The 17,320-nt window shown below is 71.6% G+C and carries 12 protein-coding genes, 1 tRNA gene and 1 pseudogene; 7 read left to right on the forward strand and 7 right to left on the reverse strand.

What is annotated here, in order from left to right:
* Positions 1–66: 66 nt before the first annotated feature.
* The 4 genes and pseudogenes from ABB07_RS02060 to ABB07_RS02075 all read right to left on the reverse strand — a co-directional run bounded on the left by ABB07_RS02060 (position 67) and on the right by ABB07_RS02075 (position 2,357).
* Positions 67–141, reverse strand: a tRNA-Leu gene (locus ABB07_RS02060).
* An 11-nt stretch (positions 142–152) separates the two neighbouring features.
* Positions 153–428: pseudogene (locus tag ABB07_RS40455) on the reverse strand (hypothetical protein); the annotation flags it as partial.
* Between the two features lie 632 nt (positions 429–1,060).
* Positions 1,061–1,366 carry a hypothetical protein gene (locus tag ABB07_RS02070; protein WP_208896946.1) on the reverse strand — a complete coding sequence of 102 codons (306 nt, stop codon included), beginning with the start codon at positions 1,364–1,366 and terminating at the stop codon, positions 1,061–1,063.
* A gap of 67 nt (positions 1,367–1,433) precedes the next feature.
* The gene (locus ABB07_RS02075; RefSeq protein WP_208896947.1) at positions 1,434–2,357 is read right to left on the reverse strand and encodes a helix-turn-helix transcriptional regulator; all 924 of its coding nucleotides are present in this window, start codon (positions 2,355–2,357) and stop codon (positions 1,434–1,436) included.
* Between the two features lie 113 nt (positions 2,358–2,470).
* Between ABB07_RS02075 and ABB07_RS02080 the strand changes: the two genes are divergently transcribed.
* The 5 genes from ABB07_RS02080 to ABB07_RS02100 all read left to right on the forward strand — a co-directional run bounded on the left by ABB07_RS02080 (position 2,471) and on the right by ABB07_RS02100 (position 7,967).
* Entirely contained in the window at positions 2,471–3,061 is a 591-nt protein-coding gene (locus ABB07_RS02080) for a non-oxidative hydroxyarylic acid decarboxylases subunit B (RefSeq protein WP_208896948.1), read from the forward strand.
* A 116-nt stretch (positions 3,062–3,177) separates the two neighbouring features.
* Positions 3,178–4,602: a non-oxidative hydroxyarylic acid decarboxylases subunit C gene (locus ABB07_RS02085; RefSeq protein ID WP_208896949.1), complete on the forward strand. Its 1,425-nt coding sequence runs from the start codon at positions 3,178–3,180 to the stop codon at positions 4,600–4,602.
* Positions 4,603–4,687: 85 nt separating this feature from the next.
* Complete coding sequence (locus ABB07_RS02090) at positions 4,688–4,936, forward strand: non-oxidative hydroxyarylic acid decarboxylases subunit D (protein ID WP_208896950.1); 249 nt, start codon at positions 4,688–4,690, stop codon at positions 4,934–4,936.
* Between the two features lie 133 nt (positions 4,937–5,069).
* Positions 5,070–6,194, forward strand: a complete 1,125-nt coding sequence (locus ABB07_RS02095; protein ID WP_208896951.1) for a trypsin-like serine peptidase — start codon at positions 5,070–5,072, stop codon at positions 6,192–6,194.
* 126 nt (positions 6,195–6,320) lie between these two features.
* Entirely contained in the window at positions 6,321–7,967 is a 1,647-nt protein-coding gene (locus ABB07_RS02100) for an APC family permease (protein WP_208896952.1), read from the forward strand.
* Between the two features lie 54 nt (positions 7,968–8,021).
* Here the strand turns inward: ABB07_RS02100 and ABB07_RS02105 are convergent, their stop codons facing one another.
* Positions 8,022–9,473, reverse strand: coding sequence for an arabinofuranosidase catalytic domain-containing protein (locus ABB07_RS02105; protein WP_208896953.1), 1,452 nt, complete (start codon positions 9,471–9,473; stop codon positions 8,022–8,024).
* A gap of 268 nt (positions 9,474–9,741) precedes the next feature.
* Between ABB07_RS02105 and ABB07_RS02110 the strand changes: the two genes are divergently transcribed.
* Complete coding sequence (locus ABB07_RS02110) at positions 9,742–12,645, forward strand: lectin (protein ID WP_208896954.1); 2,904 nt, start codon at positions 9,742–9,744, stop codon at positions 12,643–12,645.
* 146 nt (positions 12,646–12,791) lie between these two features.
* Positions 12,792–13,898 carry a PP2C family protein-serine/threonine phosphatase gene (locus tag ABB07_RS02115; protein ID WP_208903229.1) on the forward strand — a complete coding sequence of 369 codons (1,107 nt, stop codon included), beginning with the start codon at positions 12,792–12,794 and terminating at the stop codon, positions 13,896–13,898.
* A gap of 12 nt (positions 13,899–13,910) precedes the next feature.
* On the opposite strand, the gene ABB07_RS02120 is transcribed toward ABB07_RS02115, so the two are convergent.
* Both ABB07_RS02120 and ABB07_RS02125 read right to left on the reverse strand, forming a co-directional pair.
* Positions 13,911–14,717 carry a maleylpyruvate isomerase family mycothiol-dependent enzyme gene (locus ABB07_RS02120; protein ID WP_208896955.1) on the reverse strand — a complete coding sequence of 269 codons (807 nt, stop codon included), beginning with the start codon at positions 14,715–14,717 and terminating at the stop codon, positions 13,911–13,913.
* A 47-nt stretch (positions 14,718–14,764) separates the two neighbouring features.
* Entirely contained in the window at positions 14,765–17,263 is a 2,499-nt protein-coding gene (locus ABB07_RS02125) for a SpoIIE family protein phosphatase (RefSeq protein ID WP_208896956.1), read from the reverse strand.
* Positions 17,264–17,320 lie beyond the last annotated feature (57 nt).

The raw sequence follows: 17,320 nt of genomic DNA on the forward strand, positions 1-17,320 counted from the left end.
TGGCCGGGCGTCCGCCTCGGCGCCCGGCGCTTCCGGACCGGTGTGGTCCCTCACGGTGCGGAGAGGGGCGGGGCGGTCGGATTTGAACCGACGTCCTCCGAGATGCTGTCGCGGCGCACTACCTCTGTGCTACGACCCCGCCTTGCCGATGATCATACGCCGGCTGGGCCGCGAGGCGCGGCCGGGCTCGGCTCAGGCCGACGGGGCGATGAGCTCATGGTGACCCACCAGGCGTCGGTGACCCACCGGGCGTCGGTGACCCCGCGGGCGACCTCGGCCGGGTACGGCGCCGGGAGCCCGAGCACGATGTGCCCGAAGCCGGCGTCGACGGCCTCGCCCATCGCATCCCGGGTACTACCCGGCCGGTCGTAGGACACGGGCAGGTGGATGGAACGGGTGACCGAGGCGGGGTCACGGCCGATCTCCGCTATGAGAAGGCCGAGCCACTCGCCCGCGAGACCCTCGGCGCCCACCCCGCACCGGGCCGGCTGGCCCTGGTCCTGCACCTCGGCCTGGTCCGCAGTCCCAACGGTCAGGGTCAGCACGAGGAGGCTCTCGCCGAGGCCGGACACGACGCCTGCCGGGCCGAGTTCGGCCCGGACCGCCACCGCACCGTCGAGGCCCCGGGCGCTGCTCGACCGCATCGACGGGACATGAAGCGAACAGCCCCTACGGATACCCCGAGAGGCAAGATGGGGGACGTCCCCCGATGTGCGGGAGCCGACGTGCCGTCAGGCTTGATCCATGACGAATCATCTCCCGCCCCGCACTCGCCGAAGCGTCCGGCCAATTGGGCCGGCCACGGCTATGCGGTGGTCACCGCCGACGACACCTACGAGCCGCCGAAGGTCCAGTTCCCCGAACGGGCCTCTCGCGACCATGCCTCCTCCGCCCGCGACCCCCGACGCGGACGGACGGTCGCTGCCGGAGGGCCTGGCCCGTGCGCCGGATCCGGCAGATGTGGGCGTGCTCGGCCCTTCGATGTGCCGTCCGGCGCCGGGAGACGGTGTTCGTGAGGTGACCGCGCCGCCGCCGGGAAGACAGCGGTAGCGTCACAGGGCTAACAGGAGGGCGAGACATAGCGCGCCAGCTGGTCCTTGATCCACGGGTCGAACACGGCCAGGCGGTGCCGGGCGGCAGGATCGAACGTCGCCAGCTGGCCGGCGACCCATGGGTCCATGCACCGAAGACCGTGGTGACGGTGCTGGGCGGGGCCCGCAGACACGGCCGTGGCGCCGGCGGCCGTGTGCCCGGTGGCACGGGGGGCGGGGGCGGCCGCCGCGGGGCCGCCGCCGGCGAGGAGCGCACCCGCGGCCATCGCGGTGGCAGCCCCGACCGCGCCCGCGTTCCTTGTCAGCTTCTTCATGGCCTTCTCCTTCCGATCGGGCCGATACCGACAAGGCCGAGGACCGTCCCTTGCCGGGTACGGGCGTCTACCCCTCGGCTCGCACCTCATGCGTCCCCCGGGCCCGGGCCCGGAACGCGGCAGGGGTCTCCCCGGTGCGCCGCCGGAAGAACCTCGTGAACACGGTGGCGCCGGGAAAGCCGAGGCGGTCGCCGACGGCCGCGGCCGGCAGGTCGGTGTGCCACAGCAGCCGCCGTGCCTCCAGCAGGACCCGGTCGTCGATGAAGGCCTTTGCTCCGGTGCCGGTCGCCGAGCGGGTGGCCCGGGTGAGGGTCCGGACGCTGTAGCCGAGCGCGTGGGCGTAGTCCTCGACGCGGTGGGTCCGGCAGAAGTCACGCTCGACGGCGCGCTGGAAGCGACGGAACGCCTCGCTGCCGGCCCCGGCCGTCTCGCGTACGCCGTGGGCGTGGGACAGCCGGAGCACGAGGACCGACAGCAGGTGCCGTACGACGTCGATCTGGATCTCCAGCGGCAGGTCGGCGAGCCTTCGGTACTCGCTCCGGAGCACCTGGAGTACGGCGTCCAGGGCCGCCGCGTCCGCGTCCGTGGGGGTCAGGGGCGACCGCCAGACAGGCTGGTCGACCCGTGCGGCCTGCACGGTCGCGGGGGTGAGGAACCCGGGGGTGAACAGCACGACGACACCGTCGGCCTCAGCGAGGTCGGAGTCGTACTGGTGGACCTGGCCGGGCCGCACCCAGAGCCAGTCGCCCGCGGTCATGTCGCACGCGCCGAAGTCGAGGGAACAGCGCAGCCGCCCGCCGCGCACCGCGATCAGTTCATGGAAGGTGGGCCGCTTGGCGGCGTAGGGGTCAAGGCCATGGCCATGGGCGCGACCGGACAGGGCGGAGAGATCGAAGACCTCCGCGCCGGGTGGGGCGCCGACGGCGGCGCGGTAGGGGACGGAGGTGACCTCGGTCCGGCCGGTGCGGCGTGGCTGTCCGTTTTTGTCCATGGTGTGTCCTCAGGATACGCCGTCGACCTCGTAAGGCGCCCCTAGCGTCGATAGGGCGGTGACCGAAACCGTCGTACCGAGCAGGTCGAACAAAGAGGAAGGAGCCGAGGCGCGTGCGATTGATCGTGGGCATGACGGGAGCGACGGGGGCCGTGTTCGGCGTCCGGCTGCTGGAGGGTCTGGCGACGCTCCCGCAGGTGGAGACGCACCTGGTGCTCAGTCGCTGGGCGCGGACCACCATCGAGCTGGAGACCGGACTCACGGTCCCCGAGGTCACCGCGCTGGCCGAGGTCACGTACGCGCCGGAGGACCAGGGGGCGGCCATCTCGTCGGGTTCGTTCCGGACGGACGGCATGATCGTCGTGCCGTGCTCGATGAAGACCCTCGCCGGTATCCGCGCCGGGTACGCCGACGGGCTGGTGGGACGGGCCGCGGATGTGGTGCTGAAGGAGCGGCGCCGGCTGGTCCTCGTCCCCCGTGAGACACCGCTGAGCGAGATCCATCTGGAGAACATGCTCGCACTCGCCCGGAAGGGGGTGCAGTTGGTTCCGCCGATGCCGGCGTTCTACAACCATCCGCAGTCGGTGGACGACATCGTCGACCACGTCGTCACACGCGTCCTCGACCAGTTCGGCCTGCCCGCGCCCTCGCCCCGACGGTGGGAGGGCATGCGGGCGGCCCGCGCCCTGAGACCTACCGGCTGAGGCCGCGGCGCCCTCCCGAGACGCCCGGCCCCGGGCAGCACCGGCCCGGTCACCGTCCCCCTCCGCCACTCCCATGTTCCCCCGCGATTCCCAGGTCCCCCGCGAAAGGACTTCCCATGCCCTACGACGATCTTCGTGGCTTCCTCGACACGCTCGACAAGGAGGGTCAGCTTCTCCGGGTGGCGGAACAGGTGCTGCCGGAGCCCGACATCGCCGCCGCGGCGAATGCCGCTCCACGCCTCGGAGACGCTGCCCCGGCGCTGTTCTTCGACAACGTCAAGGGGTTCACGAACGCGCGCATCGCGATGAACGTCCATGGCTCATGGGCCAACCACGCGCTCGCACTCGGCCTGCCGAAGGAGACCGGCGCCAAGGAGCAGGTCGCCGAGTTCGCCCGGCGCTGGGAGGCGTTCCCGGTCGAGCCCGAGTGGCGCGAGAACTCGCCCTGGGCTCAGAACACCCTCGAGGGCGAAGACGCCGACGTCTTCCGGGTGTTGCCGCTCATCCGGCTCAACGACGGTGACGGCGGCTTCTACATCGACAAGGCCGCGGTCGTCTCGAAGGACCCCGACGACCCCGAGCACAGCGGCAAGCAGAACCTCGGCATCTACCGCCTCGAGGTCAAGGGCCCGCGCAGGCTCGCGATCCAGCCGGTGCCCATGCATGACATCGCCCTGCAGCTGAAGACCGCCGAGGAGCGGGGCGAGGACCTGCCCGTGGCCATCACCCTCGGCAACGACCCGGTGATCACCATCGCCGCGTCCACCCCGATGAAGTACGAGGAGAACGAGTACGGTCTGGCCGGCGCCCTGCGTGGAGCACCCGCCCCGATCGCCCGGGCGCCCCTGACCGGGCTGCCCGTGCCATGGGGCAGCGAGGTGGTGATCGAGGGCGTCATCGAGGGGCGCAGGCGGGAGATCGAGGGCCCGTTCGGCGAGTTCACGGGGCACTACTCGGGTGGGCGCAGCATGCCGGTGATCCGCGTGGACCGGATCTCGTACCGGACCGACCCGGTCTTCGAGCACCTCTATCTCGGGATGCCATGGACGGAGTGCGACTACCTCATCGCGGCGAACACGTCCGTGCCGTTGTTCCAGCAGCTGAAGGCGGATTTCCCGGAGATACAGGCGGTCAACGCCTCCTACACGCACGGACTGGTCGTCATCGTGTCGACGAAGAAGCGGTACGGCGGCTTCGCCAAGGCGGTCGGACTGCGGGTGCTGACGACACCGCACGGGCTCGGCTACGCGACCACGGTGATCGTGGTGGACGAGGACGTCGACCCGTTCGACCTGCCGCAGGTGATGTGGGCCCTGTCGACGAAGATGAACCCAGCCGAAGACCTGATCACCGTCCCCCGTCTGCCGGTCGTCGAACTGGCACCGCAGGCGCAGACCCCCGGAATCGTGGACAAGCTCGTCATCGACGCCACGACGCCCGTCGCCCCCGACCGCCGCGGCACCTACGGCAACCCCGTCCGGGACCTGCCCGAGACGGCCGCATGGCTCACGCGACTGCAGGCTCTCGCCGCCCGCCGCTGACCGCACGCGCCCCTTCTCCCCACACCCCGGCATCCCCCTCCCCCCCACCACTACCCCCCACACCACCCCGGCAAGGAGACCCGTCATGGCCGACCCCACCCGCCCCGGCTGCCCGCGCTGCGCGCACGGAGACACCGAGCACATCCACGCCTCCCCCGTCCCCGGGGTCTGGGACGTGCTGCGGTGCCCGCGGTGCCTGTACATGTGGCGCACCAGCGAACCGGCCCGGCGTACCCGGCGCGAGCACTATCCCGAGGGCTTCCGGCTGACCGAGGCCGACCTCGCGAACGCCGACGAGGTGCCGGCCGTGCCCCCGCTGCGCCGGGCGACCTGACGGGGCGGCACGCGTGCGCGCACCGGAGGGAGTTGTCCGCCTCCGGTGCGCCCGATGCGGCCGCGCCCACTGTGCCGACCGCGGCGGCAGGCTTATGGTGGGCCGTCACTTGCGTCCGCTCTGAGGGGAACTGATGGAGCCCGGGACCAGGATCGCGCGCTACGCCGCCGTCTGCGCGGCAGCCCTTCTGCTCTGCACCGGCCTCACCACCACGGCCTCCGCCGAGACACACACGACTGCCGAGACAAACACGACGGCCGAGACAAACACGACTGCCGAGAGACAAGCGACGGCCAAGACACTCACGACGGCCGGCGACAGCCCCATGCCGTCCCTCGGCACCACGACCCCTTCCGGCGACGGCGCCGCGGACGACCCGGGCACGCTCGCCGACCGGCTCGACGCCTACTGGACGCCGGCGCGCATGGAGGCAGCGCTGCCCGCCGACGCCAGCAAAGGCACCGGAACGGCTACCCCGGCGAGCGGCGCGTCCCCTGCCGTGGACGGCCCCCGGCCGGGCGAGTACATCCCGCCCAGCAGGAGCTTCGACGGCATCCCCCAGGCCGGCACCTTCTTCTGGACGGATGCCAGTGGTACCGGCCGCACGTGCAGCGGCTCCGTCGTGCGCAGTCCCGGCCATGACCTGGTGCTGAGCGCCGGCCACTGCCTGAAGGGCTACGCGGGCACCTCACCCAAGCGGCACCTGGCCTTCGTCCCGCAGTACCACGACAGCCTCAAGCCGTTCGGGATCTTCCCCGTGCGGAGCAACGGCGTCTATGTCGCGCAGCAGTACTACGACCTGGGTGAACACGCGGGCGCCGCCTACGACTTCGCCTTCGCGGTCACGGAGCCCAACCAGGAGGGGACACGCCTCGAGGACGCGGTCGGTGGCGTGCGGCTGCTCACCGGTGCCGGCTACTACCACGCCCCGGTACGGATGATCGGCTACCCGGCGGGGGCGGAGAAGCCGCTGGAGTGCTGGAGCTGGACCACCAGGTGGGACAGCGACGACCCGGCCGACCCGGGCACGTTCCCGCGCATCGCCTGCGACGCCTTCGTGGGCGGGACCAGCGGTGGCCCCATGCTCGTGCCCTGGCCCGGTGGATGGGCGGTCGTCGGAGTGATCGGCGGCTATCACACCGGCGGCAACACCCCGCAGGTCTCCTACAGCGCCTACTTCGGCACCGCCACGCAGGCCCTCTACCGCGCGGCGGTCACCGGCGCCCCGCCGGCCGGACCGGGCCTCGCCTCCGGTTGACCGCTGAGCGGAGGTGCCCCCGGGCAGGCTCGACCGCGTCAGAAACCGGTGCGTGCACGTCGAGCGCCATGACCGCGTCAGCGTGGCACGATAGTGATGCATATCACCCTATCGAGGGGGTGCTCCATGGCCGTGTCAGAGGCGACGCCCGGCCCGAAGACCCACAAACCCGGGCTTCGGCGGGAGATCGGCTTCGTCGGACTCATCTGGGCCTCGGAGGGGTCGATCATCGGATCCGGATGGCTGTTCGGCGCGCAGGGCGCCCTGGCGGCCGCGGGTCCGGCGGCGATCATCTCCTGGGGCATCGGCGGCATCGCGATCCTGATCCTGGCGCTGGTGCACGCGGAGCTGGGCGGCATGTACCCGGTCTCGGGCGGCACCGCGCGCTTCCCGCACTACGCCTTCGGCGGCGCCGCCGGCGCGTCGTTCGGCTGGTTCTCCTGGCTGCAGGCGGCCACGGTGGCGCCCATCGAGGTGCTGGCGATGATCACCTACGGCCAGCACTACTCCTGGGCGAGCGGCTGGGAGAAGGTCAAGGGCGGCGAGCACGTCCTGACCCCGCCCGGCATCGCCGTCGCGGTGGGGCTGATGGCGGTCATCACCGCCATCAACTTCCTCAGCATCCGGCTCCTGGCCCGCACCAACAGCGCCGCGACCTGGTGGAAGGTCGGCGTCCCGCTGCTGACGATCTTCGTGTTCGCCATCGCCCAGTTCCACACCGCCAACTTCACCGCGGCGGACGGTTTCAACCCGTACGGGGCCAAGGGCATCCTGTCCGCCGTCTCCACCAGCGGCATCATCTTCGCGCTGCTGGGCTTCGAGCAGGCCGACCAGCTCGCCGGCGAGAGCGCCAACCCCAAGCGGGACATCCCGCGGGCGGTGATCGGGTCGATCCTGCTCGGCATCCTGATCTACATCCTGCTGCAGGTCACCTTCCTCGCCGCGCTGCCCGCCTCGCAGATCGGCAGTCACTGGGCCAACTCCGCGTTCACCGCGCTGAGCGGGCCGTTCGCCCAGGTCGCCACGCTCATCAGCCTGGGCTGGCTGGCGACGGTCCTCTATCTCGACGCCGTGATCTCCCCCGCCGGCACCGGCCTGATCTACATCACCGGATCCTCCCGGGTGTCGTACGGCCTCAGCCGTAACGGTTACGTGCCCTCCGCCTTCGAGAACACCAACCGGCGCGGCGTTCCCTGGGTCGGCCTGATCACCGCCTTCGTGGTCGGCTGCATCTGCTTCCTGCCGTTCCCCAGCTGGCGTTCCCTGGTCGGCCTCATCACCAGCGCCAGTGTGCTGATGTACGCCGGTGCTCCGCTGTCCTTCGGGGTGTTCCGCAACCGGCTGCCCGAGGCCCACCGTCCCTACCGGCTGCCCGGCGGCGGCGTGCTGTCGCCGCTCGCCTTCATCGTCGCCAACCTGCTGATCCTGTGGTCGGGTTGGACCACCGACTGGAAGCTCGGCGTCGCCATCCTGATCGGCTACGTCATCCTGATCGCGAACCGGGTGTTCAAGATGAACCCCATCACCCCGCAGCTCGACCTGCGTGCCGCGCAGTGGCTGCCGGTCTACCTGGTGGGCATGGGGCTCATCGTCTACCTCAGCGACTTCGGGCCGCTGAAGCACCCCTGGTTCCCGCTGTGGTGGGACATCGGGGTCACGGCCGCGTTCAGCCTCGTCATCTACTACTGGGCCATGGCGGTGGCCCTGCCCGGCGAACAGATCCAGCGGCTCGTCGACCAGGTCGTCGTACCGGAGGAAGAGGACATCGTCTGACCACACCTTCCGACGCCCGGTCAGATGCCATCGGCGGCCCAGAAGCCATCTCTGTCACCCCAGCCGGAACTTCTGGGCCGGCGAGCCGTTGCAGTCCCAGATCTGCAGCCGCGTGCCGTTGGCCGTCGCGCCACTGGGAGAGTCCAGGCACCGCCCCGACTGAGGATTCAGCAGCGACCCATCACCCTGCTGCACCCACCTCTGCCCACCCACACCATCGCAGTCCCACAACTCCACCTTCGCCCCGTCCGCCGTCCCATTGCCCACGATGTCCAGACACCGGCCCAGCGTGCGCAGACTGCCGTCGGCGAAGTGCGTCCAGTGCTGGTCCTCGGCGTACGACTGGCAGTCCCACAGCTGTACGGCCGCGCCGTCGGTGCCGGTGTCGTCGGCGGCGACGTCGACGCACTTGCCGCCGGGGCCGGCGATGGTGACCTGGGGGCCGTTGGGCACATTGGTCTCCCCGGAGTAGCCGACGGAGACGATGTTCGCCTGGACGGCGTTCTCGGCCGCGGCGGCCGGGTAGCCGGAGACCATCACGCCCTCGAAGAACGTGCCCATGTTCCAGTTGCTGTTGTCGCCGCCCGTGCCGAGGATGATGCCGCCCTCCTGGTGCATGGGCTGATAGCCGCCGCGCGTGGGCAGGGCGCCGTCCCACCAGGTGGTGAGCCCGCCGGACTGTGCGTCGCCGCCCTGGAGCGCGTACCGCGTCCGCCCGTCGTTCTTCAGCACGGCCGTGACGAAGGTGCTGCCGTTGCCCCGGTTGGCGGGGTTGGAGCCGTTGTCGCCCTGGAACATGCCGTTCTCCAGGTCGGCCTCGACCCACGGCCCGGAGCCGGTGCACGGCGCGAAGTAGCAGGTGGTCGCGAGGCTGACCGCGTCCATGTGGCCGTTGCCGGTGTCGGCCGGTGTGCTCTCGGCGTTGCCGTAGTCGAAGCAGCAGGCGGAGCCCACGTGGGTGCCGCTGGCCACCATGTAGGCGCCCTCCGGTTGCCCGTTGACGGCGACACCCGAGGCGGCACCCGTGTACCGGTAACCGACTCCCGGCGAGATCCACACGCCGTACACCTTGTGTCCGCCCGCGGTGACGGCGATCTCGGACGCGTCCGCGCCCCGGTCCGCGCCCATGCCGGAGGTGCCCGCCGGTCCCGGGGTGAGGTCGTTGTGCCGGGAGGTCTGGTCGTAGATCCTCGTGATGGCGCAGGTGGTGTCCGCGCAGAACCTGTCCTGCTGCCCCGCGTCGGCATAGCCGCCCGGGGACAGCAGCCCGATGTCGGCGCCGGCCCCGTCGGAGGCACGGGTCACCCGGTACAGCGGGCCGTCGTAGGAGGAGAAGAGCGCGCGCACCGTGCTGTGCGCGGCGACGCAGGGGGTGCCGGCGGCGCCGTAGATGTCGCAGGGCAGTGAACCGGCGGCCTGCGCCGGTGCGGGCGTACCGAGCAACGCGCCCAGGACGAGGCCGATGACGGCCAGGAGCGACGCGAGCGATCTGGGGCTTCCGCGCATGCTGGGCTCCTCGATGGGGTGATCGGGGTGGGGAGCGGTCGAGTTGGAGCTCCGGAGCGGCCGCTGCGGAACGTACGCACCGTGGTGGTTGCCGTCAAGATTTGTGGCTTTGGCCTTATGAAAAGTTTTGGACTTGCGCCAAGTCGGCGGATTCTCGCGTGATGTGACGTTCTGTCAGGCGAACGGCTGGTTCTGCACCGCGCATCCTTGACAGCAGGGGCTCAAGGGGCAACCTTCGGGACAACGTTGTCGAAGGGACGTGGTCACGATGGTGCCGTTCCGCCTCCTGTCCGTGCTGGCCACCGGTGCCCTGGTCCTGGGTGCCGTCTCCGCCCCCGCCCACGCCGGTCCCGTCTCCCTGGCGCCGGTCGCCGACCCGGCCGCCGCGGTGAATCCGTTCATCGGGACCTCGCACGCCGCCGACGACTTCCCGGGCGCCGACACCCCGTTCGGGATGGTCCAGTGGAGCCCCGACACCAGCCCGCACCGGCCGGACGGCGGCGGCTACGAGTACGCCGACTCGGCCATCACCGGATTCGGCCTCACCCACATCGCGGGACCGGGCTGCCGGGCCGCCGGCGACATCCCGGTGCTGCCGACCGTCGGCGCGCTCGACACACGGGCCACGGTCGGCTTCTCGCACGCCCAGGAGTCCGCGAGCCCCGGTGCGTACACGGTGTCCCTGGACAACGGCGTGAAGACGGAACTGACCGCCACCACCCGCAGCGGCATGGCCCGGTTCACCTTCCCGTCGACCAGCCAGGCGAACCTGCTGTTCAAGCTCACGGACAGCGAGAACGGCGTCAGCGCGGCCGAGTTCGACGTGGTGAACGACACAGAAGTCAGAGGCAAGGTCACCAGCGGCAACTTCTGCGGCGAGGGCAACTCCTACACCGTCTACTACGACATGGTCTTCGACCGGCCGTTCCGCCACAGCGGCACCGCCCTGGCCGCCGTCCCGCCCACCACACCCAGGAGCAATGCCTCCCCCAGCGCCCCCGAGGCGCCGAACAAGCCCACACTGCACGGCACCGTGCCCCGTACGCCCCGCGGCTTCGCTCCGCGGGCGAGCGGCTCCGACGGTTACGTCACGTTCGACACCACCTCCCACCGGGCCGTGCAGGCCAAGGTCGGCATCTCGTACGTGTCGGCGGCCGGCGCCGTGGGCAACCGGCAGGCGGAGAACAGGGGCTGGGACCTGAACAAGGTGCGCGGCGCGGCGCACAACGCCTGGAAGTCGCTCCTCGGCCGGGTGCGGATCGCCGGCGGGACGCCCGAGAGGCAGACCGTGTTCTACACCGCGCTCTACCACGCGCTGCTGCATCCGAACGTGATCAGTGACACCGACCGCCGCTACCCCGGCTTCGACGGCAAGGTCCACACCGTCGACAAGGGCCACGGCGCCGCCTACGCCAACTACTCGGGCTGGGACGTCTACCGCTCGCAGGCCCAGCTGGAGGCCCTGGTCGCCCCGCTGACCGCCGCCGACACCGCCCAGTCGATGGTCGACGACTACCGCCAGACCGGCCTGTTCCCCAAGTGGTCGGAGAACAACGGGGAGACCTACGTCATGGTCGGCGACCCGGCGGACGAGATCATCGCCGACTACTACGCCTTCGGGGCCAGGAACTTCGACACCGCGACCGCGCTCAAGGGCATGATCGCGGAGGCCACCGTGCCCAACGACAACCGGCCCGGGCTCGCCTATCTGGAGCAGTTGGGCCGGCTGCCCAGCAACGGGAAGTACGGCTGCTGCAACTTCTACGGGGCGGCGTCCACCACGCTCGAGTACGACTCGGCCGACTTCGCCGTCTCGGCCTTCGCCGGTGCCCTCGGACACACCGCGGACCAGCACCGGTTCGCCGACCGGGCGCGGGACTGGCAGAACCTGTTCGACTTCGGCAGCGGTTTCGTCCGGCCGCGCGACGCCTCGGGCACCTGGACGGCCGGCTTCTCGCCCACCTCGGGGAAGAACTTCGTCGAGGGCGACTCCTGGCAGTACACGCCGATGGTGCCGTTCGACGTGCACGGGCTGGCGACCGCCATGGGCGGTGACGCGGCCCTGGCCGCGTACCTGGACACCGACCTGTCCTCACTGACCGGCGCCGGCGGATACACCAACCTGGGCAACGAGCCCAGCCTCAACATCCCCTGGGAGTACGACTACATCGGCCGCCCCTATGAGACGCAGAAGGTCGTCCGGCAGGTCCAGGACCAGATCTGGACCGACGCACCGTCCGGTCTCGCGGGCAACGACGACCTGGGCGAGATGAGCTCGTGGTACGTGTGGTCCGCCCTCGGCATGTACCCGGAGACCCCCGGCACCGCCGATCTGGCCCTGGGCAGCCCGCTCTTCGGCCAGGCAGTGATCACCCTGCCGTCCGGCCACACCCTCACGATCAACGGCACGGGGGCCGCGGACGACGCGCCGTACGTCCAGTCCGCCACCTGGAACGGCACGGCATGGAACGCCGCCCACGCGCCGGACGGTGCGCTGACCCGCGGCGGCACCCTCACCTACGTCCTCGGCACCTCCCCCAACACCTCCTGGGCGTCGGACGCCTCCGCCGCCCCGCGCTCCTACCCGGGCGCCCCCGGCTACACCGACGTCGGAACGTCCGGCGACGCCGCCGCGGCCTCGGCCAATTTCGACGGCGCGGGCTACAGCTACTCCGCGCACGCCCTGGCCACCGCGGGAGTCACCCCCGGCTCGAAGGTCACGGTCAACGGGGTCACGTTCACCTGGCCCCAGGTGGCGGCGGGCGCCGCGGACAACTACGAGGCGAACGGGCAGACGGTACGGACGTCCGGCTCCGGCAGCATCTCCTTCCTGGGCGCCGCCAACAACGGCCCGGTGTCCGGCACCGCGACGGTCACCTACACGGACGGCACGACACAGTCCGTCGCCCTCGGCCTGTCCGACTGGACGCTGAGCGCCGGCGCCGCCTCACCGCTCGCCGACAACACCGTCGCGGTGACCATGCCCTACCGCAACCACGCGGGCACCGCGTCCGACAGCACGCGCACCTACGTGTTCGCCACGACGCCGGTGCCCCTGAGTCCGGGCAAGACGGTCAGCAGCGTGCGCCTGCCGTCCGATGTCGCCGCCGGGGGCCTGCACGTCTTCGCGATCGGCTTCGGCGGTTCCTCCTCGGCACGGGGACGGAGCTGACCGCCGGAACATGCCGTTGAGTGGAGCAATCCCGGGGGTAGGGGGGCGCGGCACACCAGGCTGGACGGGTGAAGCACGGACGGACCGGCCGGGAGCCGGAGCAGGACGGAACCACACAGCCCCGGGTGCCGGCCCCTCCGGCGTGGCTGCGCTGGCTGCCCGTCCTGTACGTCGCGGCCGTGCTGCTGCTGGAGCCGCTCACACCCGTCGACTGGCCGGTGAGCTTCGCGCTGATCGCCGTTCCCGTACTGGCCGCCTTCGGCCACGGGCCCGTGGCCGTCGGCGCCGCCACGGTGTTCGCCGTCGGACTCGAAGCGGTGCTGGCCGGTACTCCCTGCTGTGCCGGCCGGTCCGCCGGCTATCTGTGGGACCGTCACTACATCGCGTCCTACATCTGTACGGCCCTGGTGGGCGGCCTCGGCGCGATCCTGGCCGCCCACCGGATCCGGCGCGAACGCACGCTCGCCGACGTGCGGTTCGTGGCCGAGACCGCGCAGCGCGTCCTGCTCCGCCCCCTGCCGCACCGGATCGGCAACCTCCGTCTGCAGAGCCTGTATCTCTCCGCCGCCGCCGAGGCACGTATCGGCGGCGACCTCTACGAGGCGGTCCCCACCCGGTTCGGCGTCCGTCTGCTCATCGGGGACGTCCGCGGCAAGGGCCTGGTGGCGGTCGAGACCGCGGCGGCCATGCTCGGGGCGTTCCGCGAGGTGGCGTACGACGAGCCCGATCTGCTCGCGCTGGCCGACCGGGTGGACACGAGCATGCGCCGCAGGGCGACGCGGCTCGGCGGGACGGAGACGAGCGAACGGTTCGTCACCGCGGTCTTCGCCGAGATCCCCGCCGACGACCACGTCGTCCGCATCGTCAACTGCGGCCATCCGCCGCCCGTCCGGCTGCGGGCCGGCGAGGTGCGCGAACTGGACGGCGGCCGGCCGGCTCCGCCCCTGAACCTCGGCATGCTGGTCGAGGACCCGTACCACCTCGACACCCACCCGTTCCGGCCCGGCGATCTGCTGTTGCTGTACACGGACGGCGTGACCGAGACGCGGGACGCGACCGGCGCCTTCTACCCGCTGCTCGACCGCCTGCGTTCCTGGGGGCCCCTCCCACCGGCGGAGCTGCTCGCACGGCTCCACGACGACCTGCTGGCCTACAGCCACAAGGGCCTTCAGGACGACACCGCGGCCCTCGCGGTCTGCCAGCTGCCCGTGGAACAGCCGGAGGAGCCGCTGGAGGAGCCGCCGGCCGGGTGAGCGCGGCGCGGGTCAGAACGCGGTGTGGGCGAACCAGTTGTCGAGGACCGCGGCCGGTCCCGAGACCTCGAAGGCGGAGTCCTGGTACGACCGCCGCCCGTAGAGGAGGAGCAGCAGGTCCGCCGCCCGCCCGCGCACCGCCGCTGTGACCGGCTCGGACTCCTCGGCCCCGAGGTCCACCGGGCGGAAGCCGTCCGCTTCCAGCCGCATCCGCCACTCCTCACCGGGGCCGCCGTCACCGCCCGTGCTCCGGAAGGCGAGGATCTCGCCGTCACCGCGCAGCTTCCCGACACCGGGGGCGAACAGGCCCGCGTAGGGCAGGTTGACGAGGAACTCGTCCACGCCGTCCGCCGCGAGCACGGGGTCGATGTCCGAGGCCAGGCCGACGGCGTGCTCCGCGTCGATCCGGTGCACCAGCGTCTCGAACAGCATCCGGCGGGCCCAGAACCGGGCGTGCCGGTCCTCGCCCCACACCCACATCGGCGCCTCGGGGTCCGTGTCCCGCAGGACGGCCGCGACGTCCGGCACCCCCGCCGCCACCCAGTCGGGATAGTCCCGCACGTCCTGCGGCAGCCCGAGCTCGACGTCCCGGCTGCGCGGAGGCTCCTGCACCAGCCGGGTCAGCAGGGTGGCGAACCAGCGCTGCAGCGCTCCGACGTGCTGGGTGAGGTCGGTCAGGGTCCAGTCGGGGCACGAGGGCACGGGGGTCGCCGGGTCGGCGCCCTTGACCACCTCGGAGAAACGCAGGGTCTCGCGGGCGACGGCCTCGCGGTAGGTGGCGTACGGCAACGGGTGCCCCGCCCTGTGTGTCACTGTCATCGGCTGCCGCCGTCCTGTTCTGTGCTCGGCCCGGATGGTCGTCGGGGTCAGTCTGGACGCTGGAGTCCACTCGAAGGCAAATCCTGGTCGCGGGGGATCTCCTGATCGGCCCAGATGATCTTCCCGTCGCCGGTGTACCGGGCGCCCCAGCGCTGGGTGAGCTGGGCCACCAGGAACAGCCCGCGGCCGCCCTCGTCCGTGCTCCTGGCATGCCTGAGCCGGGGGGCCGTGCTGCTGGCGTCGGCGACCTCGCAGGTGAGGCGGGTGTCGCGGAGGAGCCGCAGCCGTATGGGAGTCGCGGCGTAGCGGATGGCGTTGGTGACGAGTTCGCTCACGACGAGTTCGGTCGTCATGGCCAGCTCCGAGAGGCCCCAGTCCTCGACCTGGCGGGTGGCCAGGGAGCGGAGGGTGCCGACCGCGGCCGGGTCGGCCGGTACGTCCCAGCAGGCGACCCGGTCGGCTCCCAGGGTGTGGGTGCGGGTGAGGAGCAGGGCGATGTCGTCGGGCTGGGGCACGGGCACGAGCTGCCGTACGGCGGACGCGCACAGCGTGTCGAGGTCGTCCCCGGTGTGGGCGAGGACCTCGCCGAGCCGGGCCATGCCCCGCTCGACGTCGTGGTCGCAGCCCTCGATGAGACCGTTGGTGTACAGGCCGAGGAGGCTGTTCTCGGCCAGTTCGATCTCGGTGGCCTCGAAGGCCATGCCGCCCAGTCCGAGCGGGGGCCCGGCGGGGATCTGCGGGAAGCGGGCGTGTCCGTCCGGTGCCACCACGACGGGCGGCGGGTGGCCGGCCCGGGCCATCGCACACCGTCGGCTGACCGGGTCGTAGACGGCGTAGAGGCAGGTGGCGCCGATGAAGGTGCTGCGGGCGGCCGTGCCGGCGGCCGCCTCCTCGTCGCTGAGCCGGAGCACGAGGTCGTCCAGATGGGCGAGCAGGTCGTCGGGGGGCATCTCCAGGGCGGCGAGGGTCTGCACCGCGGTGCGCAGCCGGCCCATGCTCGCCGCCGCGCCGATGCCGTGGCCCACGACATCGCCCACCACGAGACCGACCCGTGCGCCGGACAGCGGGATCACGTCGAACCAGTCGCCGCCGACGCCACCGGAGGGGTCGGCCGGCAGGTAGGAGGAGGCCACGTCCAGCGCGGAGCCGCCGGTCAGGGCGGGGGGCAGCAGGCTGCGCTGGAGGGTGATCGCCGCCGTGTGCTCCCGGGTGTAGCGGCGGGCGTTGTCGACGCACACCGCGGCGCGTGCCACCAGTTCCCGGGCCAGCAGGACGTCGTCGGGCCCGAACGAGACGGGGTTGAGCGACCGGGCGAACGTGGCGAGGCCGAGGGCGGTGTTCCGCGCCCGCATCGGCACGGCGATGAGCGTGTGCAGGCCGTATTCGCGGATGCGTTGCGCGCGCTCGGCGTCCCGGGCGACCCACAGCTCGTCGGACGGGTCGAGGACCGGGATGAGCAGGGGCTCGCCGTCGAGGATGAGGTGCCCGTCGTGCGGCGGCGGGAGGAAGTCGACGCGCCCGCCGATCCCGACGACGGCCTCGGGGGCGCCCTCGCGCACCGAACGCAGTGCCGCCCGGCGCAGCACGGGCCTGGCGAGCGCGGGTCCCGCGTCGGTCAGCCACGCCCCGTGGCCCTCGGTGCTGAGCACGGGTTCCAGCAGGTCGACGATGACGAAGTCCGCGAAGCGGGGGACGGCGAAGTCGGCGAGCTCCTGGGCGGTCCGCATCACGTCGAGCGTGGTGCCGATGCTGGTGCCGGCCTCGTTGACCATGGTCAGCAGTTGCCGGGCGTTCCACCGCTCGGTGACGTCCTGGACCATGTAGCAGACGCCGGTGATGGCGTCGTCGGCGTCGACCAGGGGGAAGAACGAGGTGGAGTAGGCGTGCCGGCGGTGCGGGTCGGCCCAGCTCCAGCCGGTGTACTCGTAGTCCGTCACCGGCAGGCCCGTCGCGAGCACCTTGCGCATCAGGCCCTCCAGGGCCTCCCCCTGCACTCCGGGCAGCAGCTCGCTCAGCCGCCGTCCGAGCCGCTCCTCCCGGGGGACCCCGCCGAACCGTTCCAGGGTGTCGTTCAGCCAGACGTAGCGCAGTTCGGTGTCCATGACGGCCATGCCGACCGGCGAGCGGGTCAGGAACCCGTCCAGGACGGACTGGCCCATGGTCCACCGCTGCCGCTGTTCCCGGGCCGAGACCAGGAAGCACTCGGTGTCGCCGACGCGGAACGAGGCCGAGACCCGCAGCTGTACGCCGAGGCTGCGGCCGTCGCGGTGGCGTACGGCGATCTGCCCGCTCCAGCCGTTTCCGCAGCGGCACCGCTCCACGACGCCGGCGAGCCGTACGGGATCCTCGGGCATGGCGAGCAGGCGCGCGGCGGAGGTGCCCACGACATCCCGTGCCGCGTGGCCGAGGAACGCCTCGGCGCCGCGGGTCCAGCCGACCACGACGCCGTGTTCCGATATCACCGCCGCCGCGTCGGTGGACGCGTCGAAGAGATCACCCGGTCCCCGCGGCGTGGCTGCGGCGAAGCTCTCAGGCGCAGATTCCATCAGTTCCACCCATACCCTACTATGAGCCCGTTTGCTCTGTTATGTGCATGGATACAG

The organism is Streptomyces incarnatus (assembly GCF_001027185.1).
Classification (GTDB): Bacteria; Actinomycetota; Actinomycetes; order Streptomycetales; family Streptomycetaceae; genus Streptomyces; species Streptomyces puniciscabiei.

Excerpts from the sequence above, each read along its gene's own strand:
- ABB07_RS02070 (WP_208896946.1), bottom strand. The coding sequence starts at position 1,366 with ATGAAGAAGCTGACAAGGAACGCGGGCGCGGTCGGGGCTGCCACCGCG.
- ABB07_RS02075 (WP_208896947.1), bottom strand. The coding sequence starts at position 2,357 with ATGGACAAAAACGGACAGCCACGCCGCACCGGCCGGACCGAGGTCACC.
- ABB07_RS02085 (WP_208896949.1), top strand. The coding sequence starts at position 3,178 with ATGCCCTACGACGATCTTCGTGGCTTCCTCGACACGCTCGACAAGGAG.
- ABB07_RS02090 (WP_208896950.1), top strand. The coding sequence starts at position 4,688 with ATGGCCGACCCCACCCGCCCCGGCTGCCCGCGCTGCGCGCACGGAGAC.
- ABB07_RS02095 (WP_208896951.1), top strand. The coding sequence starts at position 5,070 with ATGGAGCCCGGGACCAGGATCGCGCGCTACGCCGCCGTCTGCGCGGCA.
- ABB07_RS02100 (WP_208896952.1), top strand. The coding sequence starts at position 6,321 with ATGGCCGTGTCAGAGGCGACGCCCGGCCCGAAGACCCACAAACCCGGG.
- ABB07_RS02105 (WP_208896953.1), bottom strand. The coding sequence starts at position 9,473 with ATGCGCGGAAGCCCCAGATCGCTCGCGTCGCTCCTGGCCGTCATCGGC.
- ABB07_RS02110 (WP_208896954.1), top strand. The coding sequence starts at position 9,742 with ATGGTGCCGTTCCGCCTCCTGTCCGTGCTGGCCACCGGTGCCCTGGTC.
- ABB07_RS02120 (WP_208896955.1), bottom strand. The coding sequence starts at position 14,717 with ATGACAGTGACACACAGGGCGGGGCACCCGTTGCCGTACGCCACCTAC.
- ABB07_RS02125 (WP_208896956.1), bottom strand. The coding sequence starts at position 17,263 with ATGGAATCTGCGCCTGAGAGCTTCGCCGCAGCCACGCCGCGGGGACCG.